Here is a 21857-nt window from a genome sequence, read left to right as displayed (position 1 = left end):
CCCTTGGCTGCTAAATGATGGATTTGGAGAAATTATCCAAACCGACCGCTGACATATTCCTGTGTGGCTTCTTGTCTTGGGTTGTTGAAGATATTGCTGGTTTCATCAAATTCGACCAGGTACCCCACTTTGCCTGAGCCGCCTTCCACGGCCACGGCGTTGTAGAAGGCGGTCATGTCTGAAACCCGCACAGCCTGCTGCATGTTGTGGGTGACAATCACGATGGTGAAGTCCTTCTTCAACTCGTGCATCGTTTCCTCCACTTTCAGTGTGGAGATTGGATCGAGCGCTGAGCAAGGCTCGTCCATCAAGATCACATCCGGTTGAGTGGCAATGGTGCGGGCAATACAAAGTCGCTGCTGCTGACCGCCAGAGAGGGAATAACCGCTTTCGTTGAGCTTGTCTTTGCACTCATCCCAGACAGCAGCGCGCCGCAACGATGTCTCCACCAGTTCGTCCATATCGCCGCTGTAGCCATTGATGCGGGCACCGAAGGCGATGTTTTCGTAAATCGATTTGGGGAAGGGATTAGGGCGTTGGAACACCATGCCGATCCGACGCCGCACTTCGACAGGATCGACATTGGGGGCATAGAGATCTTGCCCTTCGTAGATCACCCGACCCTTGAGCCGACAGCTGGCGATCAAGTCATTCATTCGGTTGAGGGCTCGCAGCACTGTGCTTTTGCCGCAACCGGATGGTCCGATGAACGCTGTGACCTGGCCTCGGGGAATTTCGAGGAAGACATTCTTGACCGCTTCAAAGGCGCCGTAGCTGATTGTGACGTCATCACAGGTGATGGCCACTTGATCGTCGGGAACGTCTGCGATGTGGCTAGAGAGCGTCATTGGTTGGGAAGCTGAGGGGCTCTAGGGCAAGTTTGACAGTGAGCTTTTAACGCTGGGCAAAGCTCGAGAGCCAGCGGGCCAGAAGATTCATGGCCAGGATCATGATCACCAACACAAAGGAAGCAGCCCAGGCCAGTTGGACTTGGGCTTCGTAGGGCATGATCGCGTAGTTGAAGATCATGACCGACATGGTGGCCATGGGCTCCAGCAGGCCATCAGGCCAATAGGGGGAGAAGAAAGCCGTGAAGATGAGTGGTGCAGTTTCTCCTGCCGATCGCGCAATGCCCAGAACGACTCCGGTGGCGATCGGTGCAATGGCGGAGGGAACCACCACCTTGATGGTGGTCACAAATTTTGAGGCCCCCACACCCAGTGCCCCCCATCGCAATTCCTGAGGAACCAGCTTGAGGCCTTCATCGGTGGTTTTGATGATGGTGGGCAACATCAAAACGGACAGGGCCAGGCCACCAGCTACGGCTGAGAAGGTGCTGCCGAAAAGAATTCGGCTGGAAACGATCAAGCCGTAAATGAACACGCCAGCAATAATCGATGGCACACCAGCCAGGACATTGGTGCCAAAGCGGATGAATTCGGAGAACTTATTTTCTCCGCCATATTCCGCCAGATAGATGCCACCCCCGACGCCCACAGGAATCGCAAACAGGCAGGACAGCCCGGTCACGATGAAGGTGCCGAGAAAGGCATTGCCAATGCCGCCGCCCATTTCTTGGCCTGGGACTGGCGGCAGCTCAAAAAACATCGCTGGCCGCAGGAATGCAAAGCCCTTGATTAAAACAAACAGGATGACCGCAATCAAAGGGATGATCGCGATGACGGAAAAGGCCGCAGCGATGCCCGTCATCAATCGGTTGCCCTGATTGCGAAGCAGGCCTGGCTTGAACAGCAAGTCGCCTTTGGCTTTAAAGCTTGATGAGGTCATTGGATCACTCGTATTTGAGGGCCAAGCGCCTGACAATCCACTGCGCCAGAACATTGACGAGGAACGTGATGATCATCAACACCAATGCGGCATACATCAGTGCTGACATCTGAAGTTCACCGGCTTCTCCAAATTGATTGGCAATCAAAGAAGCAATGGTGTTTCCTGGCGCAAACCAAGAGATGTTGAAAGAGGTTTGGTTGCCAATGATCATCGTGACGGCCATGGTTTCACCCATGGCTCGACCGAGGGCCAACATGATTCCGCCGATAATCCCTGAAATGGCGGCTGGAACCAGAACGCGCAAGATCGATGTCCAACGTGTGGCGCCGATGCCATAGGCGGCTTGGCGCAGATCTTGGGGAACCTGATTGAGAGAATCGCGGCTGATCGCTGTGATGATCGGCAGCAACATGATCGTGAGAATGAAGACCGCTGGCATCACACCGGGGCCCGATGGAACGGTGCTGAAAAAGGGGATCCAGCCAAGAACGTTATGGATGGCCATCAGGATTGGCCGGACAAAGGGTTCAAGAACAAAGATTGCCCAGAGCCCTAAAACCACCGATGGAATGGCTGCCAGCAATTCCACCATGTTTGAAATCACCTCACGGACTTTGCCGTTGATGAAATCTTCGGTGAGGAAGATGGCTGTGCCCACTCCCAACGGCACGGCCAAGACCAAAGCCAGAAGTGACGTCAGCAGGGTCCCGTAGATCGCCGTGAAGGCTCCATAGGTGTCCCTAACCGGATCCCATTTGGAGCTGAGTACAAAATTGAGCCCAAAGGCTTTGATCGCTTCTGCCGCTTGGCTTCCAACAACGATAAAAATGCCGATCAAGATGATCGCCACCATCAGAGCCAGAAGAACGACAAGGTTTTTGAATCCGTTGTCCACCAGCTTGTCGCTGGGAGGACGGTGACGCAGCTTGTAGAGACTGCTTTGCCCGGAGGCTGACATTGCACTCGTCACAGTCGATCCAAAGATACGCAGTGATGCTTAGGGACTCATTAAATTCCCACAAAAAAAGAGGGGGCTTAGCCCCCTCTTGCGATGAAATTCGCTAAGTCCTGACGCTTGGATCAGTTAGCGATCTTCTGAACAGCTGCCAAGGAGATCTTGCGGATGCTGCTGGGCAGGGGCACATAACCCAGGCTCGGTGCCTGGCTTTGGGCCTTGTTGCTCAGCATGTAAGCAAAGGTCTTCTTGAGGGCGGGGGTGTTGTCACCGTTGCCGCTGGCGTAAGCCAAGATCCAGGTCAGGGTGCTGATTGGATAGGCATTGGCGCCGGAGGGATTGGTGTCGGTGCCGGTGTTGTAAGCATCAAGCTTGATGCCAGCCAGGCCAGCCGAACCGTTCTTGGAGGTGGGCTTGACGTAGTTGCCGTCCTTGTTCTGGATGGCAGCAGCCTTGATCTTGCCTTTGACGTAGGCCTGGTTCACATAACCCAAACCACCAGGGGTGTTTTGGATGACGCCGGCGACGCCGCTGTTGCCCTTACCGCCGGAGCCCACGGGCCAGTTGACGGATTTGCCAACGCCGATGGTGTCTTTGAAGTCGCCATTCCAGGCGGCAACGGCGTTGGTGAAGGCGAAGGTGGTGCCGGAACCGTCAGAGCGGTAAGCCACGGTTATCGGACCAGCAGCACAACCCAGTTGGCTGTAGTCGGTGATCTTGCCCAGGAAGATCTCGGCCACCTGCTTTTGGGTGAGCTTGAGAGTGCAGCCTGGCTTGTTGTAGCCAACGGCGATCGTGCCCCCAGTCATGGGGATCTGGATCACGCCGCGTTTGATCTTGTCGCGCTTTTTAGCGCCCAGGGGCTTGTCAGATGCACCGAAGTCGGAGGTGCCAGCGATCATCTGGCGTACGCCAGCGCCGGATCCAACAGCTTGGTAGTTGACCTTGGGGCCGCCGGCAGCAGCCAATTCCTGGAACCACTTTTGATAGAGAGGAGCCGGGAAAGAAGCACCTGCACCGTTCAGGGATTGCTGAGCGATAGCGGGGGCGATGGCGGCAGCACTCAGAGCGACAAGGGAGCTCAGAGCAACAGCCTTTTTGGTGACGGGCATGGGTTGCCTGCGAGACGTCAATGTCCTTGATACGAGCCATCCCTTAAGGACCAGTTATCTCTTTTGTATCAATGGTTACAGGGAAATTAAGGCTTTACTCAGCCATAAGAAAACGGCCCCCAAGGGGGGCCGTCAGGAGTGTTAGCTCTCAGCGCTTCACTGCTTGATCAGTTGAACCTGATCGAGAGCTGCCTTGCGGATGGACTCAGGCAGGGGCACATAGCCAAGGTTGTCGGCCTGGCTCTGGGCAGGGTTGCTCAACATGTAGTTGATGGTCTGCTTGAGAGCATCGGTGTTGACACCGTTGCCGTTCTCGTAAGCCAGCACCCAGCTCATGGCAACCAGGGGATAGGAATCCCGGCCAGGAGGGTTGCTGATGGCCAGAGGCTTGTACTCAGCGGCGCGAATACCTTCCAGAGCCGAGATGCCGGTGGCGGAATTCGGCAGCATGTAGTTGCCTTCGCTGTTCTGCAGAGCAGCAGCTTGAACTTTGCCCTTGATCGAGGGCACGTTCACGTAGCCGATCGAACCAGGGGTGGTTTCGATGAAGCGACGCACGCCTTCGTTGCCGCTGGTGGTGGTGCCAACGGGGAACTTGACGCGCATGCCGGTGCCAACGGTCTGACGGAACTCAGGGCTCCAGTCAGAGAGGCTCTTGGTCAGGGCCAAGGTGGTGCCGGAGCGATCCGAACGGGTGCTCACCTTGATGGGGCCTTCTTGGCAACCCAGGGTCTTCCAGTTGCTGATGGTGCCAAGCAGCACCTCGCTGAGCTGCTGCTGGCTCAGCTTCAGATCGCAACCGTCTTTGTGGTAGCCGATGGCGATGGAGCCAGCGACGACAGGGATTTGCACCAGACCGCGGCGCACCAGGTTGGCGGTGCGAGGGGCGATCGGACGATCGGTGGCGCCGAAGTCAACTTCCAGCTCAACCAGCTGACGGATGCCTTGAGCGGAATTCACCGGTTCATAGGTGACATTGGGACCGTCTTGGTTGCGCAGGCTGTCGAACCAGGTCGCAAACATCGGTGCGGGGAAGGAAGCCCCGGAGCCGTTGATTTGCTGTTGGGCGATGGCCGGAGCAGCAGCACCAGCAGCCAGAGCTGCGATGGCGCCGAGGGCAACGGTCTTCTTGGACATGAACATGGGCGACCAAAAAAGTATTGGGTCAACAACGGTGATATGGACCGTCTGTTAAGTCGCAGTTAAAGACTGGTTAGAGACACTAAGAACTAATCATCAAAAGGTTTTGATCTCACTTTCCGTCTTTGACGCTGTTCAACTGGCTTGGGTGCTTGGATCAGGGTCGAATGCCCGGTAGCGTGAGCACATTTGCTCGGGAGCATGGGCCGGATCGTCGGCATTGATCTGGGCACCACCAATTCCGTGCTGGCTGTCCTGGAAGGTGGCCGGCCTGTGGTGGTGGCCAATGCAGAAGGTCTGCGCACGACCCCTTCGGTGGTTGGGTTCAGCCGCGACAAAGAATTGTTGGTGGGTCAGGCGGCACGCCGCCAGCTGGTGCTCAATCCTCGCGACAGCTTTTCCAACCTGAAGCGCCTGATCGGGCGGCAGTGGCAAGAGCTCGATGAGGCCTCCCAGGCGGTGGCCTACACCATCCGGGCCAATGACTTGGGTCAGGTGCGGGTGGTGTGCCCGGCTACCGAGCGCGAATACGCCCCTGAGGAATTGGTGGCTTGCCTGCTGCGCAAGTTGGTGGATGACGCTGCCACCTATCTCGGTGAGGAGGTGGAGGCCGCCGTGGTGACGGTTCCCGCCTATTTCGATGATTCCCAGCGCCAGGCCACCCGGGATGCCGGCCGGCTTGCGGGCCTCACGATTGAGCGAATCCTCAATGAGCCAACCGCTGCAGCCTTGGCCTATGGCTTTGATCGCAGCCGCTCCCAGACCGTTTTGGTCTTCGATTTGGGTGGGGGCACCTTTGATGTCTCGCTGCTGCGCATTGCCAATGGCGTCTTTGACGTCAAGGCCACCAGCGGCGACACCCAGCTCGGCGGCAACGACTTTGATCAACGCATCGTTGATTGGTTAGCGGAGGGGTTTCAGCAGGCCAATGGCGTGGACCTGCGGCGCGACCGGCAAGCGCTGCAGAGGCTGTTGGAGGTAGCGGAAAAGGCCAAGCAAGAGCTCTCCGGAACGCTGAAAACCACCATCTCGCTTCCGTTCATCGCCACGGCGGAATCAGGCCCCCTCCATCTCGAAACCAGCCTCGATCGGCGCACCTTTGAATCGCTGTGCCCTGATCTTCTTGATCGTTTGCTGAGGCCAGTGCAAGCCGCTTTGCGGGATGCCCGCTTGGCTCCTGAAGATGTCGATGAGGTGGTGTTGGTGGGTGGTTCCAGCCGCATGCCGATGGTGCAGCAGTTGGTGCGCACCTTGGTGCCGCGCGAACCCAGTCAGAACGTCAACCCCGATGAAGTCGTTGCCGTTGGCGCTGCTGTGCAAGCCGGAATTCTCACTGGTGAGCTGCGCGACTTGATGCTCAATGACGTCACCCCTCTCTCGGTGGGGTTAGAGACCATTGGCGGCTTGATGAAAACCATCATTCCTCGCAACACGCCGATCCCGGTGAGACGGTCTGATGTGTTCAGCACCTCGGAAGCCAATCAATCCTCCGTCGAGGTGCATGTGCTGCAGGGTGAACGGCCCATGGGCGGCGATAACAAATCACTGGGCCGATTTCGCTTAGCAGGGATTCCACCCGCACCGCGCGGGGTCCCGCAAGTGCAGGTGTCCTTTGATGTGGATGCCAACGGGATCCTGGAGGTGTCGGCTACTGATCGCACGACGGGGCGCCGCCAAAGCGTCACGGTGCAGGGCAGTGCCAATCTCACCCAGCAAGAAATTGATCAGTTGATCGCTGAAGCGGCGAGTCAATCCATGGAGGATCGCCGCAAGCGCAGCGCCGTTGACCGGCGCAATCGCGCCGAAACGTTGATTGCCCAGGCCGAACGTCGACTCCGAGATGCAGCCCTTGAACTTGGACCCTATGGGGCTGAACGCCAGCAGCGTGCTGTGGAGATGGCTCTGCGGGACCTTCGCGATGGGCTTGAGCAGGCCGATGAGCGGGAATTGGATCTACTCACCAGTCAGCTCGAAGAAGCTCTCTATGGCCTCAACCGCCGCTTAACGGCTGAACGGCGCGAACTCGATGGCGGTGCTGGCCCGTTGGAAGGGATCAAGAGCACGCTCGGCTCCCTTAAAGATGAGCTCTTCGCCGAAGACGACTGGGATGACTGGGACCGGCCAGGAGGCGGCCGTGGTCGTTACGACCGCTATGACCGCTCCGACGATCCCTGGGGGCGCTATTGAGCCCAACGATGGACCACTGGGCTGTTCTTGGGCTTGAGCCCGGAGCTGACGCCGAGAGCCTTAAGCAGGCCTTTCGCCGGCAGGCTCGCCGTTGGCATCCCGATCTCAATGGCAACGATCCAGCTGCGGAAGAGCGTTTCAAAAAGATCAATGAGGCCTATGAAGTCCTCAGTGATCCCCGCCGCCGTCAGGCTTGGGAAGCCGGGGGCACCAGCCAGGCCGGCCATCGCGATCCTTTCGCAAGTGGGTTTCCCGACTTCCACGACTACGTCGATCAGTTGTTTTCGCGCCGCCGTGAACGGCGGCCGGCCACAACGCCGCCGCCGCCGCCGCCGCCAGTTCAAGCCCACGACGATTTGGAGACCGCCGTTTCCCTCACTCCAGAGCAGGCCCTCGATGGCACGTTTGTGGAGGTGCAACTCAGTGATGGCATCACTGTGGAAGTGCAAACCCCGCCAGAAGCAGGTGATGGTTGGCGCCTACGCCTTGAGGGGGTAGCCCCGGGAGGGCGTGATCATTTTCTGCAGCTGCAGGTGCGCACTGACGAAGGGTTGCGCGTTGATGGCCTGCGGGTGCTCTACCGGCTGGATTTGCCGGCCCCTGATGGCGCCCTGGGTAGCAGCGCCGTCGTTCCCACTCTTGAAGGCCCTGTGCGCTTGCGTATTCCACCGGGCACCTCGAGCGGGCGCCTGTTGCGCTTGCGCGGCAAAGGCTTAGAGCGTGATGGCCGCCGCGGAGATCAGATCGTTGAAGTGAGGTTGGTGGTGCCTGACCCGCTGGCAGAAGACGAGGAAGCTCTCTACAAGCGCCTGCAGGAGCTGCTGAGAGAATGAAGCTTCTCGCCCTGTTCTGATTTGAGTGACCGGGTCTTTGTGCTGCTGTTTGATTCCGGCAGCGAGGTGGAAGGCATCCACACCCTTGAACTCAATGGCCGCACGGTGGTGTTGATGTTTGAGGAGGAAGACGACGCCTTGCGCTACGCCGGCTTGCTGGCGGCCCAGGATTTTCCCGAAGCCACCCCTGAGGCGATCAGCCGCGAAGAGATTGAACTGTTTTGCGGCCAAGCTGGCTACGAAGCCCAATCGGTGCCCTCCGGTTTTATGCCAGGCACCGCTGAAGAGCGTCTGATGCTGGCGCCGCCGGAACAAAATCTCGACACCAATGAGTGGCGTGAGCAGCAGGATGAGCCCCAGCAGGCTCCCGCTGAAACTGCCCAGCCAGCGGTGAATCCAGAACTCGAAGCGTTTCGTCGTTCCCTGGAGGGATTGCTGTGAGCAGCGGAATTGATCGCGGTCATCTGCTCACCGAGCAAGCCAATCCGGCTAGCGCAGACCTTGACCTGCTCAGCACCTCCGAGCTGGTGCAGCTGTTTTGCGAGGAGGACCTGCGCCCCCAGCAAGCGGTTGCTGGAGCAGCCGCTGAGCTCAGCGCAGCCATTGATGCCATCGCCTTACGGCTGTTGGCCGGCGGTCGACTCTTCTATCTGGGTGCTGGCACCTCCGGCCGCTTGGGTGTGCTGGATGCGGCGGAATGCCCGCCCACCTTTTGCAGCCCGCCGGAGTTGGTGCAGGGCGTGCTAGCTGGCGGGGCCCCAGCGTTGTTGCGCAGTTCAGAAGGCCTGGAGGATTCCCGCGAGGGCGGCCGCCAGGATTTGTTGGAGCGGGGGTTTACGGGCGCTGATGCTCTGGTCGGCATCGCCGCTGGGGGCACCACCCCCTATGTCCATGGTGGTTTGAACCTGGCTTTGGAGCTGGGCGCTGAAGCGATCGCTATGGCCTGCGTGCCAGCTGATCAAGCGCCAATGCCTTGCAGCATTGATATCCGTTTGTTGAGTGGTCCTGAGTTGCTCACGGGCTCCACACGCCTCAAGGCGGGAACGGCCACCAAGATGGCGCTCAACATCCTCAGCACCGGCGTGATGGTGCGGCTCGGCAAAGTCTTCGGCAATCGCATGGTCGACGTGTCGGTCTCCAACAGCAAGTTGGAAGATCGCGCCCGCCGAATCCTGCGTGATCTGGCCGGTGTTGATTCGGCCAGGGCGGCCGAGTTGCTGCAGGTCAGTGGCGGTTCGGTGAAGCAGGCGCTGTTGATGGCGGCCACGGGCTGCGACGCTCCTGCAGCCCTGGCGCAATTGCAGGGCTGTGATGGTTCCTTGCGTCAGGCCCTCGCACAAGCTGGAGCTCAGCTGGCCGCTCCCCAGTAGGGGCGCGTGAACAGATCCAGTTTTTGGCGAGTGGCGGCCGGCACGGCCTCAGGCGCGGTGAGCAAACCGTTTTGCAGCGCGCTGTGGGCCGGGCTGGAGGGCTTTTGCCTCTGAATCGCCTGGGCGGCATGGCGCACCACTTGCTGGGCTGTGGTGGCGTTGGCGCGCAGGTTGTTGATCACCATCTCAACGGTCACGGCATCGTGATCGGGATGCCAGCAGTCGTAGTCGGTCACCATCGCCAAGGTGCTGTAGGCGATTTCGGCTTCACGCGCCAAGCGGGCTTCGGTGTGATTGGTCATGCCGATCACATCGCAGCCCCAGCTGCGGTACAGCTCAGATTCAGCCTTGGTGGAGAAGGCAGGTCCTTGCATGCAGAGGTAGGTGCCGCCGCGGTGCAGCCTGCGCCCTTCCGGCAGCACCGATTGCGCAGCATCGGCCAAGAGTCCAGAAAGGGTTTGACAAAAGGGATCAGCAAAGGCCACATGGGCCACGGCTCCTTCGCCAAAAAAGCTGGCTGCACGCCCTTGGGTTCGGTCGATGAATTGATCCGGGATCACCAGGTCCAAGGGCCTGTGTTGCTCTTGCAGTGAGCCAACCGCGGAGCAGGAGAGGATCCAGCGCACGCCCAGGCTGCGCATCGCCCAGATGTTGGCCCGGTAGGGAACCTCAGAAGGGAGATAGCTGTGGTGCCGCCCATGGCGGGCCAAAAAAATCACCGTGGTGCCATCGAGATTGCCGCGGATCAGCCGATCCGATGGCTGGCCAAAGGGCGTTGGCACCTCCAGCTCCTCCACATCGCGCAGCTCCTCCATGGCATAGAGACCGCTACCGCCGAGGATGCCAATCGTGGCGTTGCTCAGGTCGGAAACAGGTGGTTGCGCAGTCGCCATCGTCTTGTGCGAAGGTTCATGGACCACTTTGCCCCCGAGCTCATGACCAAGGCCGTGATGGACACCGACGCCGGCCAAATCACCCTGGAGCTATTTGATGCTGATGCTCCCAACACCGTCGCCAACTTCGTGAAGCTGGCCAAGGATGGTTTCTACGACGGCTTGGCCTTCCACCGGGTGATTGATGGCTTCATGGCTCAGGGCGGTTGCCCCAACAGCCGTGAGGGAGCCAAGGGCATGGCGGGCACCGGTGGCCCCGGCTACACGATTGATTGTGAGATCAACAGCCAGAAGCACCAGGCGGGCACCCTGTCGATGGCCCACGCCGGTCGTAACACGGGTGGCTCTCAGTTCTTCATCTGCCATGAGGCCCAGCCTCACCTCGATGGCGTCCACACCGTCTTCGGTCTGACCGGTGACATGGGCGTTGTGCTGGCGTTGAAAAACGGCAGCAAGATCAAGACCGTCACCATCAGCGACTGATTAGCTCCAGCGCAGCAACGTCCAAGGGGATTGCTCAGGGTTGATGGCCGCAACGGCATCAACCCCTGATCCTTGGCGTAGCTGTTCGAGTTCAAGCGCTGTGGGCTCGAGCTGAGCCGGTGGGTGCTCACTGCGATCAAGATCCGGGCCAATCAGCAGTTGCAGCTGCTGTGTGCTTGGTTCTTCGGCCAATTCCTGCAACAGGGCCCAGCAATTGCGTTGCAAGCTGCCCCGCTCCGCGGCCCCAACACGCACCGTGAGATCCGGTTTGCCCAGAAGGGCGAGTACCCGGTGCTGCTCTTCCACTTCCATCGTCAGCCCGAAGGCATTCAGCTTGCTGGCCAGTTGCTCTTCGAGTTGGTGAGCGCGTTGGCGGGGATCATCGCCGGAGCCGCTCCAGGCCAGCAGTGCACCTGGGCCATGCAGTAAATGGCCCAGTTTGCGGGCCTTGGTGCGCAGGTAGTCGGCGTTGTGTTGGCCCGGATCCATCACCAGGGGAACCCGGTCCACCACTTCCAATCCGTAGCCACCGAGGCCAGCAATTTTTCTGGGGTTGTTGGTGATCAGCCGCAGCCGCTTAATGCCCAGGTCGGAAATGATTTGGGCGCCCACGCCGTAGTCGCGCAGATCGGCGCCAAAGCCGAGATGTTCATTGGCTTCAACGGTGTCGAGGCCAGATTCCTGCAGGCTGTAGGCCTTGAGCTTGTTGATGAGTCCGATGCCGCGGCCCTCTTGCCGCAGGTAGACGACAACGCCTTCCCCCTCGGCTTGGATCATGCGCAGCGCTGATTCCAGCTGCGGACGGCAATCACAGCGCAGCGAGCCAAAGGCATCCCCGGTGAGGCACTCCGAGTGCACGCGCACCATCACCGGCGCGCTTTGGCGACCGGGGTGGCCCTTGACCAGCGCCACATGCTCACCGCCATCGAGAATGTTGCGATAGCCAATGGCGCGGAAATCACCGAATTCGCTGGGGATTTTGGCTTCCGCTTCGCGCACCACAAAACGCTCGTTTTCCAGCCGATAGCGGATGAGATCGGCAATCGAGATCAGGTAGAGGCCGTGCTCAGCGGCGTATTCCGCCAGCTGCGGTAGCCGCGCCATCGAGCCATCTGGATTTTGGATCTCACAGATCACGCCAGATCGATGTAGCCCCGCCATGCGCGAGAGATCCACGGCGGCTTCGGTGTGGCCGGCCCGTTTCAGCACTCCCCCATCGCGGGCGCGCAAGGGAAAGATGTGGCCCGGGCGGCGCAGATCTTGGGGTTTGCTTTGCGGATGCAAGGCCACCTGGATGGTGCGAGCCCGATCTTCTGCGGAGATGCCTGTGCTGACGCCAGCCTCAGGTCCGGCATCAATGCTGACGGTGAAAGCGGTTTGGTTGGTATCGGTGTTTTGCCCCACCATCAGCGGCAGGTCGAGGGCGTCGAGCCGCTCGCCTTCCATGGCCAGACAGATCAACCCTCGGGCTTCGGTGGCCATGAAGTTGATCTGCTTCGGCGTTGCAAATTGCGCCGCGCAGATCAAGTCACCTTCGTTTTCCCTGTTTTCGTCATCGACCACCACCACGCAGGCCCCATCCCGAATGGCCTCAAGGGCCTTTTCAATCGGGTCGAAACGGACGGTGCTGGTCACCGCTGGGGAGCTCATTGCGGGCGTTCCAGTCCCTTGTTTATAGAGCCCGGGCGGCTGCCAACGGGTCGATCACTAAAGTCAGCCTTCCTCAATGCAGCCGGTGAGGCCTGTGGCGCCCACGTCTTTCAAGCGAATCGCGGTCATTGGAGCCTCCGGCTATGGCGGCCTGCAGACCCTGCGTCTGCTGCAGGACCACCCTCACTTTGAGGTGACCTTTCTCGGGGGTGAGCGCAGCGCCGGCAAGCGCTGGTCGGAACTCACGCCTTTTTTGCCGCTCGGCGATGACCTGGTGGTCCAGAGCCCTGATGCCGATGCCATCGCTGCTGCTGCTGATGCAGCGGTGTTCAGCCTCCCCAATGGCTTGGCCAGTCAATTGGCCCCCCAACTGCTGCAGCGTGGTGTGCGGGTGGTGGACCTCTCGGCGGATTACCGCTTTCCGAGCTTGAGCCAATGGTCGGCGACCTATCGCCAAGAAGCCGCCGCTCAACAGCGCCAAGACGATGCGCTCTGTCAGCAGGCTGTTTACGGCTTGGTGGAGTGGGCCGGTGACGCCCTCGCTGAGGCCAAACTGGTGGGCGCCCCAGGTTGTTTTCCCACAGCCAGCCTGTTGGCCTTGATGCCCCTGTTGCAACAGGGACTGATCGAGGGTGAGGGCATTGTTATTGATGCCAAAACCGGCACCTCAGGTGGTGGCCGGGCGGCCAAAGAACACTTGCTACTTGCAGAAGCCGCTGAATCGGTTAGCCCCTACGGCGTTGTTGGCCATCGCCACACCGCCGAGATCGAACTGCTCGCAAGCCGCGCAGCCGGTCGTCCGATCCAGTTGCAATTCACGCCCCACCTGATGCCGATGGTTCGCGGCTTGCTTGCCACCGTGTATGGCCGGCTGCGTGACCCCGGTCTCACCGCGGAAGATCTCACCACCGTCTATCAGGTCACCTACCGCGATCATCCCTGCGTTGAGGTGTTGCCGGTGGGGACCTATCCCGCCACCAAGTGGGTGCGCCAGACCAACCGAGCCGTGCTGTCGGTGGCGGTGGATCAGCGCACCCGCCAGGTGATCGTGATGAGTGCGATCGACAACCTGTTGAAGGGACAGGCCGGTCAGGCTGTGCAATGCCTCAATGTGATGGCGGGCCTGCCTCAGCAAACCGGGTTGCCGTTGCTGCCCTTCTATCCCTGAGTGCGCTGGCTGAGCAGGCTGAGCCCCTTTTCGATCACAACGGCTGGCAATAGCTGATGTTCAGCGATGTGGATGCGGGCCGAGAGGCTCGCCTCATCATCACCGGCTTCGATGGCCACGGCCTGTTGCCCCAGAACTGGTCCAGCGTCCACGTCTTCCACCACTTCATGCACGGTGCATCCGGTGTGGCTGACGCCAGCAGCCAGGGCTTGACGGATGGCGTTCATGCCGCGAAACGACGGCAGCAAGCTGGGATGAATATTGAGCAGTCGGCCTTGAAAGGGTCCGATCAAGGCCGGCGTCACAATCCGCATCCAGCCAGCCATCACCACCAGTTCCACCGCCGCGTTCTGCAGGGCTTGCACCACGGCAGCATCCACTGCTTCGCGGCTGTCAAAGCGGGTGTGATCAATCAGCTGGCAGGGGACGTTCAGTTGTTCAGCCCGCTGTTGCGCCCCACACCCCGGGCGATTCACGATCAGCAGCACCACCTGCAAGCGCGGCTCATCGCGCAGCGCTTCCACCAGGGCCTGGAAGTTGCTGCCGGAACCGGAGGCCAAAACGGCCAAACGCAGTGGGGCATCGCTAGGGTCAGGCGAGAGGAGCTGTGCGGCATGTCCCATCTCTCCATCCTGCCCACCGTCTTGCACGATGTGGAGCGGTTGGCTGAATGCCTCGAGACCTTTGGACTTCAGGTCTACCGAGGCGGTGAGTTGAGTACCCCTGTTGGCCGCCAATCCGTGTGTCTTCGGGTGAGCGTGGAGGGCGGCCAACAACTGGGTTGGCGCAAAAGTTCGTCGGGCAGCTTGGAGTTGGTGGCTGATCTGGAGCGGGTCAGCCGCGATCACAGCTTGCAGACCTTGTTGTCGCGCCTGACGCGCGCCTATGCCGCACGGCAAGCCCTCGACAGTCTTGAGCAGTGCTCTGGCGCCATCGCTGATCCCTCGTTGGTCTGAGGTGCTGGGTCCCACATTTCAGCTGGATCTGAGGCATCCCCAGAGCCATAGCTTTTCGGTGCAGCTGAACTTCCGCGCTCAACAGCAGCGCGAATCCGTCGCCCTGCCGAGCTGGACCCCGGGGTCTTACCTGGAGCGTGACTATGTGCGGCATCTGGAGGGATTGCAGGCCTGGGTCAATGGCCAGCCGGTCCCACTCCAGAGGCAATCACGCCATCTCTGGTGGCTGGAGGACTTGCCCCCTGGGGCTGAGGTGGAGCTGCGCTACAGCCTTCTGGCTGTGGAGGCCAGTGTGCGAACCAATTGGCTGGATGTGGAAACAGGCTTCCTCACAGGGGCGGCTTGGGCCATGGCTGTCGAATCCCAGCGTTGGCTGCCGCAGCAGCTGAGCTTGCAGTGCCCGCCTGGCTGGAGCGTGGCCACCAGCCTGGAGTCCACCCCCGAGGGTTGGCGTGCAGCCAGCTACGACGTGCTGGTGGATAGCCCTCTGGCCCTTGGTGATCTACACACACTCCATTTTGAGGTGGGTGGTGTTCCCCACCGCTGGGTGTGGCAAGGCTTGCAGCGGCCGTCGCCACGGCAGAGCTGGCAGCAGCAGTTGCCCAAGATTTGCGCCGCCACCTGCGCCCTGCTGGGTGCTGAGCGGCCCGTTAGTGACGACTACCTGTTCATCACCCGCTTCAGCGCCACTGGCTATGGCGGTTTGGAACATGACGATGGTTGTGCCTTGATGTTCAGCCGCCGCGAGCTGGCTACGGCCGCCGGGCAGCGGCAATTGCTGCAGTTGGCAGCCCATGAATACCTGCATCAGTGGAATGTGCGGCGGCTCAGGCCCGTGGGCTTGCGTCCCTACCGCTACGGCCAAGCGGTATTGATTCCTGAGTTGTGGTTTGCCGAAGGCGTCACGAGTTACTACGACCAACTCATCGTTCTGCAGGCGGGGCTCTGCAGCGAAGAGGAGTATCTCGAGGATTTGTCTAAAGATCTCAGCCGTTTCCTCTCCACCCCGGGCCGCCACGTGCAGAGCTTGCTGGAGAGCGCCACAGAAGCCTGGGTGAAGCTCTATCGCCGTGATGCCCACAGCGATAACCAGCAGATCAGCTACTACCTCAAAGGTGCTCTGGTCTCCTTGCTGCTTGATCTGCATTTGCTGGCGCAAGGCCAGGGCCTGCATGTCCTGCTGCAGCAGTTATGGCTGCGTTTTGGTCGGGTTGGCCGGGGTTACAGCCAGGCCGACATTGAGCAGTTGGTCGGTGAACTCGATCCGCAGTTGCCAGCGTTGCTGCACAGCTGGCTCTCTGGCGTGGACGATTTACCACTCTCTGGCTATTTAAAAAGTGTGGGCTTGGATCTTTTACCGGATCCCGCCGAGTCCCCCTACAGCGGATTGCAGTCGACCTTCCAAGAAGGCCAATTGACGATCAGCAAGGTGGACCGCGATAGCCCTGCAGAGCTGGCCGGTCTCTCTCCAGGAGACGAGTTGCTGGCCCTCGACGCAGAACGGTTGCGTTCCCCTGAGCAGTTGCCCCCTTTGCTGAGCGCTGGTGGGCAGCACGAGCTGCTTTTTTGCCGCGATGGGGCAGTTCGCTCCACGGCCTTAAGGCCCTCGACTCCCCAGCCATGCCGTTGGTCCCTACGGCTTGACCCCAATGCCTCTGAGGCTGCATGTCATCTCCGTCGCAGCTGGTTCCAAGGTCCCGCCCGTTAAGACGCGGACTGCTGGTGGCTGCAGGGCTTTGCGCCACAGCTGGCCTGGTGACCATTGCGGTGCTGCAACAACCCCTCAAGCGCCAACCCATCGCCGAACGCCCTGGCTTGTTGATCAAGCCGGAGATGTTGGATTGGTTGCAGCAGGCGGTGGATGGCCCCACGGAGGAAAACGCCAAAACCCCTGCACCACCGGTTAACAAGACCTGGGATTCACCGCTGTTGAAGAGCTGCCCTGTGGTGGATCCCGGTTTGCAGCAACGGCTTGTGGCGATGCCGCTGCAACTCAGCCGGATCAATGCAGCACCGACCAACTACGGCGAGCGGGTTCATCTCGATGCCCAAGGCCAGCGGATTGATCCCACCCCTGCGGTGATCGTTCTGCATGAAACCGTTTACAGCTTGGGCTCAGCGATCAATACCTTCACCACCCCCCATCCAAACGATGCGGATCAAGCCAGCTATCACACCCTGGTTGGGCAGAAAGGGGAGATTGTTCAGGTGGTTGATCCCAGTAAGCGTGCCTACGGCGCTGGGCACTCCGCCTTTGATGGCCGCTGGGTGTTCACCTCCAAGCACTTCAGTGGCTCGCTCAACAATTTCGCCTTGCACGTGAGCCTGGAGACCCCTCCCGATGGGGCAACATCAGCTCAGAAACACAGCGGCTACACGCCAGCGCAATACGACGCCTTGAGCCGCGTGCTGGCGGACTGGATGGTGCGCTACAAAATCGAGCCCCATGCCATCACCACGCACCGCCATGTGGATCTGGGTAATGCCCGCAGCGACCCACGCAGTTTTGATTGGCAGCAGCTGCAAACCAGGCTTACGGCATTAGGTCTGGTTTGCTGAGCCGCTAGATGATCGGGTTGGTGAGCCGAAGGGTGCGTCCGTAGATCAAGGCGTGCAGGGCCGGATCTTGCATGTAGCCCAAGATCCGGGCCGGATAATCGAGTTTGCCGTTGTGCAGGTAGGCCAAGGTGGCGATCCAATGGGCATCGCGGTAGCCGTTGCTGGCCTCCAAGAGGTGTCCGCTGGGGATGCCCAGGGCGCTGGAGAGCCGAGCCATCTTTCCAGCGAGGAGGGCCACATTGCGCTGGGGATCGAGCAGTTGTTCGCGGGCCTGTTGACGCTGCTCGGGGCTGGGATCGGCGGGCAGCAAGCCTTGGTGGATTAGCTCTTCAACACCGAGCTGAGCGGGCCCGTGGGTTTGCAGCAAGCCGGAATGCACAAGCCAAGGGGAGTTTTCGCCCGGCTTGGCATGTTGAATTTCGTCGTAAAGGATGGCCCCCAGCAGCATCGGGTTGAGGGTGCGAGCCCTGGCCTCACGGCGGATGGTGGGAACGAGGCTTTCGATCTGCTCGAGGGTGTTGCGCCGCAGCGGCTGCCATTGATCCAGGCCTGCTGTTAGAAGCTGAGCCAAGGCCGGCTGCGGACCATGCACCCCAAAGCGGCGCTGCAGCTCTTGCAGCTCTTCAGGACTGAAATCGGCTGGGTTGGGTTGCCCGCCCTCCGCCATGAGTTGTTGAAGCTCAGGCTCAGCCGGCAAACTCCAACCCTCCCAGGGTTGGGTGGCCGGAAGCAGGGCGGCTAGACCCAACAGACTGGCGGTAATGGCAGTGGGGAAGCGGCTCAGCGGCACTGGTGCTCGCAGATATCTCTGACAAACTGAATTTATGAACGTTAGTCAAAATCACTACACAATCCAAGAATGTTCTTGGCTTTTGGTGATCACTGTCTTCCCATAACCCGGACCTGGTTTTTTCTGCATACCTTGTTCAGAAGAGCCTTTCACGGGTTATCAGATGAGCACGACGCGTATGGCGACCCCTCTCCCCAACCTCAACGCTTCTGATCCAGCGGCTCAGTGGCAGCGGTTCTGTGACCTGCTCTGGCACCACGAGCCCCTTGGTCTTTGGCTCGATGTCAGCCGCATGGCGGTGAGTGCCGACCAGCTTCAGGCTTTTGAACAGCCCTTTGCCCAGGCGTTTGCGGCCATGGATGCCCTGGAGAAAGGGGCCATCGCGAACCCCGATGAAGGGCGTCAAGTGGGTCACTACTGGCTGCGTAATCCTGAGTTGGCGCCAGATCGCTCAGTCGGTGAGCACATCAGTGCTGAATTGCGCCGTCTGCAGAGCTTTGGTGCTGAGGTGCTGGAGGGGCGCCTGAAAGCCAGCAACGGTGAACCCTTCACTGATGTGCTATGGGTTGGCATCGGTGGTTCAGGCCTGGGCCCACTGCTGATGATCCGTGCCCTGCAGGACAACCGTCAGGGTCTGCCATTCCATTTCCTCGACAACGTGGATCCAGCCGGCATGAGCCGGCTGTACGACGAGCTCGGCGAGCGCCTCAAGACCACCCTGGTGATCATTGTCAGCAAATCAGGCGGTACCCCTGAGCCCCACCTCGGCATGATCCAAAGCCGGGATCGCCTTGAGCGCCTCGGCTGCCGTTGGAGTCAGCATGCCGTCGCTGTGACGATGAAGGACAGCAAGCTCGACCAGGAAGCCGCTGCTGAAGGTTGGCTCAACCGCTTCGACATGTTCGATTGGGTTGGCGGCCGAACCTCCATCACGAGTGCCGTCGGCCTGCTGCCCGCTGTTCTGGCTGGCATCGATAGCGATGCTTTCCTGCGTGGTGCTGCCGTGATGGATGCCGCTACCCGCCGTCCCAGCCTGCGCGATAACCCCGCCGCTTTGATGGCTGCGTCTTGGTATGTGGCCGGTGATGGCAAAGGCAAGCGCGACATGGTTGTGTTGCCCTACCGCGATCGCCTCGAGGTGTTCAGCCGCTACTTGCAGCAGCTGGTGATGGAGTCCCTCGGTAAGCGCCTCGACCGGCAAGGCCGTGTCGCCCATCAGGGCATTGCGGTCTACGGCAACAAGGGCTCCACCGACCAACACGCCTACGTGCAGCAGCTTCGCGACGGGGTCGACAACTTCTTTGTCACCTTCATCGAGGTGCTGGAAGATCCAACCGATATCCCGGTTCTGGAGGATTCTCTGCCCGGAGACTTCCTTGATGGCTTCTTGCAAGGCACCCGCGCCGCCCTCTCTGAAGGTGGTCGCCAGAGCATGACGCTGACCCTGCGCCAGTTCAATGCCACCAGCCTGGGCGCCTTAATTGCATTGTTTGAGCGCGCCGTTGGCTTCTATGGCGAACTGGTCGACATCAATGCCTATCACCAGCCTGGTGTAGAGGCCGGCAAGAAGGCAGCGGCGGCGATTCTCGATCTGCAAAAGCAGGTGGAGCAATTGCTCAGCGATGGCACCGCCCGCAGCGTGCAACAAATCGCCCAGGAGTTGGGTGATCCCGCCCATCAAGAAGCGGTGTTCTTCATCCTGCGCCACCTCAGTGGTAATCCCCGTGGCATTCAAGCCAGTGGTGATTGGGCCGACCCTTTGAGCCTGCAGTTCCGCCAGGTTTGAGTTCAAACGCCCATCCAAACCATTGCCCCCTGCACCGTGTCGAACACCGTCCAGGCTTACATCGAGGAAATCCCCGCCTGGTCCAGTGGCACGGCCATGGCATCAGCGCCGCTGTCTTCTATGCAGTGGCTGGTGTGGTCCCTAGCCACCGCGGGCAAGTTTTTCGAGGGAATGATCGTGTTCATGGGGGGCATTGCTCTGCCCCTGCTGACAGCTGAATTCGGCCTTGATGATGTAGCCAAAGGTGCGATGACATCGGCCACCCTGGCCGGGATCTTGGTGGGTGCTCTGGTGCTCGGAGGCCTGGCCGATCGCTTAGGGCGCAAGCCGGTGTTCATTGGTGAGATGGTGCTGTTGCTGGTGGCCTTGATCGGCGCTTCAACCAGCCCAGGCATTGGGGTTCTAGTGGTATGGCTGTTCGTGATCGGCCTGGCATTGGGTGCTGACTACCCGACCGCTCACCTGGTGATCTCCGAGAGCATCCCCGCTTCCATCCGCGGTCGTCTGGTGTTGGGGGCCTTCAGTTTTCAGGCCATTGGAGCCATCGCTGGAACCGCTATTGCAGCGGTAGTGCTGGCCCAGAAACCTGAGCTCTCTACCTGGCGCCTTTTCTATCTGTTACCAGTGATCCCGGTGATCCTGGTCATCTGGGGGCGCTTGTTCCTGCCTGAGAGCAGCCATTGGCTCGTCAGCCAGGGTCGCCATGAGAAGGCCGAAAAGCAGCTACGCAAGTTGCTCAATCGCAAGGACATCGACTTGCTACGCGTTGAGATTGCTGATCGGACCAGTACCCCAAAGCGCTCCAACAATTTCGCCAAGTTATTTAAAAGCAAGCAGCGCCGCCGCACGATCCTGGCTTCATTGCCCTGGTTTTTGCAGGATCTCTCCACCTACGGCATCGGCATCTTCACGCCGGTCATCATCGCGGCGGCTTTCGGCGCCAAGGCTGGCGGTGCTGATGTCGCATCGATCATCCACGACGACCTGATCGGTGCCAAGGGCACGGCCTTGATCGATATCGGTTTTTTAGTGGGCATCAGTGTGGCGATCTATTTGGCTGATCGCTGGGGCCGGATTCCGCTGCAGATCACCGGGTTCATTGGTTGTGCGGCTGGCCTTTTCTTTGCATTGATCGGTCGCAGCGGCGGTGATGGCAACCTCCCTTTGATCGTTGTGGGCTTTGTCATCTTTCAGTTCATGACCAATCTGGGCCCCAATTCCCAGACCTATCTGATTGCTGGTGAGGTTTTTCCCACCAAATACAGGGGCATCGGCGCTGGTTTTGCTGCGGCCAGCGGCAAAGTCGGCGCTGTGCTGACAGCGTTCTGCTTCCCTTTATTGATGGCGAGCATCGGCACCGAGCGCCTGCTGGTGCTGTTGTTGATCACCTCCCTGCTGGGGGCCCTGGCCACCTGGCTGTTTCGCGTGGAGACCAAAGGCTTGGATTTGGAGAGTCTCTGAGCAGCTCGCTCAGAGCTCCAGATCATCGAGGCGTTCTAGCAGTGTGACCGCATGGGGGTAGTGATGGGCTCCAAGACCCGGAGCCGGAACCACAAACACCCGGCAGCCAGCGGCAAGTGCGGCTATCGCACCCGCTTGTGAATCCTCAAAGGCCCAGCACAGTGTGGGGTCCACACTGAGGCGACGGGCCGCCTCGATGAACAGATCTGGTGCTGGTTTGCCCTGTTGAATCTGGGGATCATCCCCATGCACTCGCACGGCAATGCTTTGTAGCCACGGGTGTGGGGCCAGCTTGATCTCCACTGATTCCCGACCGCTGCTGGTGGCGATGGCCAGCGGCATCCCAGCGGCCTGCAAGTGCTGAACCAACCGTTCGGCGCCCGGCATGGCCCTGGCTTGACGCACCTTGGCGCGTGCCAAGGGTTGTTGCACCGCCAGCAGCTGCTCCACCGAGACCGTCAACTGCAGTGCCTCAATCAGGCCTGAGGCGTTGTCGAACTTGTTGCGCCCCCTCAAACCCAGCAGCAGCTCGGCGCTGGCAGAGCCGCCAAATTGGCCCACGGCTTCCGCCCAGGCTTGTCCATGCAGCGGCTCGGTATCGAGTAACAACCCATCGAGATCGAACAGGCAGCCCGCCGGCATGGCTTTGTCACTGAATGCCTCCATTGAACAACCGTGTCAGCCGTGTCCCGTCTGGGCAGTGGAGTGGGTTTAATTCCTTTG

General features: G+C 60.1%; 21 protein-coding genes. 11 read left to right on the top strand and 10 right to left on the bottom strand.

Annotation, left to right across the window (positions count from 1 at the left end; translation table 11 throughout):
• Nucleotides 1-32 precede the first annotated feature (32 nt).
• The 5 genes from pstB to SynMINOS11_RS06895 form a co-directional block, all read right to left on the bottom strand.
• Nucleotides 33-848, bottom strand: a complete 816-nt coding sequence (gene pstB / locus SynMINOS11_RS06915) for a phosphate ABC transporter ATP-binding protein PstB (protein WP_011935782.1) — start codon at nucleotides 846-848, stop codon at nucleotides 33-35.
• 46 nt (nucleotides 849-894) lie between these two features.
• Entirely contained in the window at nucleotides 895-1788 is an 894-nt protein-coding gene (gene pstA / locus SynMINOS11_RS06910) for a phosphate ABC transporter permease PstA (protein ID WP_186547525.1), read from the bottom strand.
• Between the two features lie 4 nt (nucleotides 1789-1792).
• Nucleotides 1793-2749, bottom strand: a complete 957-nt coding sequence (gene pstC, locus SynMINOS11_RS06905; RefSeq protein WP_186547523.1) for a phosphate ABC transporter permease subunit PstC — start codon at nucleotides 2747-2749, stop codon at nucleotides 1793-1795.
• 122 nt (nucleotides 2750-2871) lie between these two features.
• Nucleotides 2872-3858, bottom strand: a complete 987-nt coding sequence (gene pstS, locus SynMINOS11_RS06900; RefSeq protein ID WP_186547521.1) for a phosphate ABC transporter substrate-binding protein PstS — start codon at nucleotides 3856-3858, stop codon at nucleotides 2872-2874.
• 156 nt (nucleotides 3859-4014) lie between these two features.
• Complete coding sequence (locus tag SynMINOS11_RS06895) at nucleotides 4015-5001, bottom strand: substrate-binding domain-containing protein (RefSeq protein WP_186547519.1); 987 nt, start codon at nucleotides 4999-5001, stop codon at nucleotides 4015-4017.
• Between the two features lie 198 nt (nucleotides 5002-5199).
• On the opposite strand from SynMINOS11_RS06895, the gene dnaK reads away from it, so the two are divergent.
• From dnaK to murQ, 4 genes are read left to right on the top strand one after another with little or no spacing between them, the layout of a single operon-like run.
• Nucleotides 5200-7185: a molecular chaperone DnaK gene (dnaK, locus tag SynMINOS11_RS06890; protein ID WP_186547517.1), complete on the top strand. Its 1986-nt coding sequence runs from the start codon at nucleotides 5200-5202 to the stop codon at nucleotides 7183-7185.
• A gap of 8 nt (nucleotides 7186-7193) precedes the next feature.
• Nucleotides 7194-8018 (top strand): DnaJ domain-containing protein, encoded by an 825-nt coding sequence (locus SynMINOS11_RS06885; RefSeq protein ID WP_186547515.1) that lies wholly within the window; start codon nucleotides 7194-7196, stop codon nucleotides 8016-8018.
• Between the two features lie 21 nt (nucleotides 8019-8039).
• Entirely contained in the window at nucleotides 8040-8459 is a 420-nt protein-coding gene (locus SynMINOS11_RS06880) for a DUF3110 domain-containing protein (protein WP_011935775.1), read from the top strand.
• Nucleotides 8456-9388, top strand: coding sequence for an N-acetylmuramic acid 6-phosphate etherase (murQ, locus tag SynMINOS11_RS06875; protein ID WP_186547513.1), 933 nt, complete (start codon nucleotides 8456-8458; stop codon nucleotides 9386-9388). The genes SynMINOS11_RS06880 and murQ overlap by 4 nt, the downstream gene beginning before the upstream one ends.
• Here the strand turns inward: murQ and SynMINOS11_RS06870 are convergent.
• Nucleotides 9367-10281: an S-methyl-5'-thioadenosine phosphorylase gene (locus SynMINOS11_RS06870; protein ID WP_186547511.1), complete on the bottom strand. Its 915-nt coding sequence runs from the start codon at nucleotides 10279-10281 to the stop codon at nucleotides 9367-9369. The genes murQ and SynMINOS11_RS06870 overlap by 22 nt on opposite strands.
• Nucleotides 10282-10323: 42 nt before the next feature.
• On the opposite strand from SynMINOS11_RS06870, the gene SynMINOS11_RS06865 reads away from it, so the two are divergent.
• On the top strand, nucleotides 10324-10764 hold the full coding sequence (locus SynMINOS11_RS06865; protein WP_043738095.1) for a peptidylprolyl isomerase: 441 nt from the start codon (nucleotides 10324-10326) through the stop codon (nucleotides 10762-10764).
• Here SynMINOS11_RS06865 and ribBA read toward each other — a convergent pair whose 3' ends face one another.
• Nucleotides 10765-12414, bottom strand: a complete 1650-nt coding sequence (ribBA, locus tag SynMINOS11_RS06860) for a bifunctional 3,4-dihydroxy-2-butanone-4-phosphate synthase/GTP cyclohydrolase II (RefSeq protein WP_186547510.1) — start codon at nucleotides 12412-12414, stop codon at nucleotides 10765-10767.
• 76 nt (nucleotides 12415-12490) lie between these two features.
• Between ribBA and argC the strand changes: the two genes are divergently transcribed.
• Entirely contained in the window at nucleotides 12491-13582 is a 1092-nt protein-coding gene (argC, locus tag SynMINOS11_RS06855) for an N-acetyl-gamma-glutamyl-phosphate reductase (RefSeq protein ID WP_186547508.1), read from the top strand.
• Here argC and purN read toward each other — a convergent pair.
• The gene (gene purN, locus SynMINOS11_RS06850; RefSeq protein WP_186547506.1) at nucleotides 13573-14205 is read right to left on the bottom strand and encodes a phosphoribosylglycinamide formyltransferase; all 633 of its coding nucleotides are present in this window, start codon (nucleotides 14203-14205) and stop codon (nucleotides 13573-13575) included. The genes argC and purN overlap by 10 nt on opposite strands.
• Here purN and SynMINOS11_RS06845 point away from each other — a divergent pair.
• Genes SynMINOS11_RS06845 through SynMINOS11_RS06835 form a run of 3 tightly spaced genes read left to right on the top strand, consistent with a single transcriptional unit; the run spans nucleotide 14197 to nucleotide 17097 of the window.
• On the top strand, nucleotides 14197-14538 hold the full coding sequence (locus SynMINOS11_RS06845; RefSeq protein WP_186547504.1) for a DUF1257 domain-containing protein: 342 nt from the start codon (nucleotides 14197-14199) through the stop codon (nucleotides 14536-14538). The two genes, purN and SynMINOS11_RS06845, sit on opposite strands and share 9 nt — an antisense overlap.
• 1 nt (nucleotide 14539) lies before the next feature.
• Nucleotides 14540-16246 (top strand): M61 family metallopeptidase, encoded by a 1707-nt coding sequence (locus tag SynMINOS11_RS06840; RefSeq protein WP_255445335.1) that lies wholly within the window; start codon nucleotides 14540-14542, stop codon nucleotides 16244-16246.
• A 14-nt stretch (nucleotides 16247-16260) separates the two neighbouring features.
• A complete protein-coding gene (locus tag SynMINOS11_RS06835; RefSeq protein ID WP_255445334.1) occupies nucleotides 16261-17097 on the top strand; it encodes an N-acetylmuramoyl-L-alanine amidase in 837 nt (278 codons plus the stop codon).
• 4 nt (nucleotides 17098-17101) lie between these two features.
• Here the strand turns inward: SynMINOS11_RS06835 and SynMINOS11_RS06830 are convergent, their stop codons facing one another.
• Nucleotides 17102-17887: a helicase DnaB gene (locus SynMINOS11_RS06830; RefSeq protein WP_186547498.1), complete on the bottom strand. Its 786-nt coding sequence runs from the start codon at nucleotides 17885-17887 to the stop codon at nucleotides 17102-17104.
• 163 nt (nucleotides 17888-18050) lie between these two features.
• On the opposite strand from SynMINOS11_RS06830, the gene SynMINOS11_RS06825 reads away from it, so the two are divergent.
• Both SynMINOS11_RS06825 and SynMINOS11_RS06820 read left to right on the top strand, forming a co-directional pair.
• Entirely contained in the window at nucleotides 18051-19673 is a 1623-nt protein-coding gene (locus tag SynMINOS11_RS06825) for a glucose-6-phosphate isomerase (protein WP_186547496.1), read from the top strand.
• Between the two features lie 36 nt (nucleotides 19674-19709).
• Entirely contained in the window at nucleotides 19710-21134 is a 1425-nt protein-coding gene (locus SynMINOS11_RS06820) for an MFS transporter (RefSeq protein WP_255445333.1), read from the top strand.
• A 9-nt stretch (nucleotides 21135-21143) separates the two neighbouring features.
• Here SynMINOS11_RS06820 and SynMINOS11_RS06815 read toward each other — a convergent pair whose 3' ends face one another.
• Nucleotides 21144-21800, bottom strand: a complete 657-nt coding sequence (locus SynMINOS11_RS06815; protein ID WP_186547494.1) for an HAD family hydrolase — start codon at nucleotides 21798-21800, stop codon at nucleotides 21144-21146.
• Between the last annotated feature and the right edge of the window lie 57 nt (nucleotides 21801-21857).

Origin of the sequence: Synechococcus sp. Minos11 (genome assembly GCF_014279855.1) — a bacterium.
In the GTDB taxonomy this organism is placed as follows: domain Bacteria; phylum Cyanobacteriota; class Cyanobacteriia; order PCC-6307; family Cyanobiaceae; genus RCC307.
Note: the sequence above shows the minus strand (reverse complement) of the source record. Positions and strands in the feature narration are given on the sequence as shown.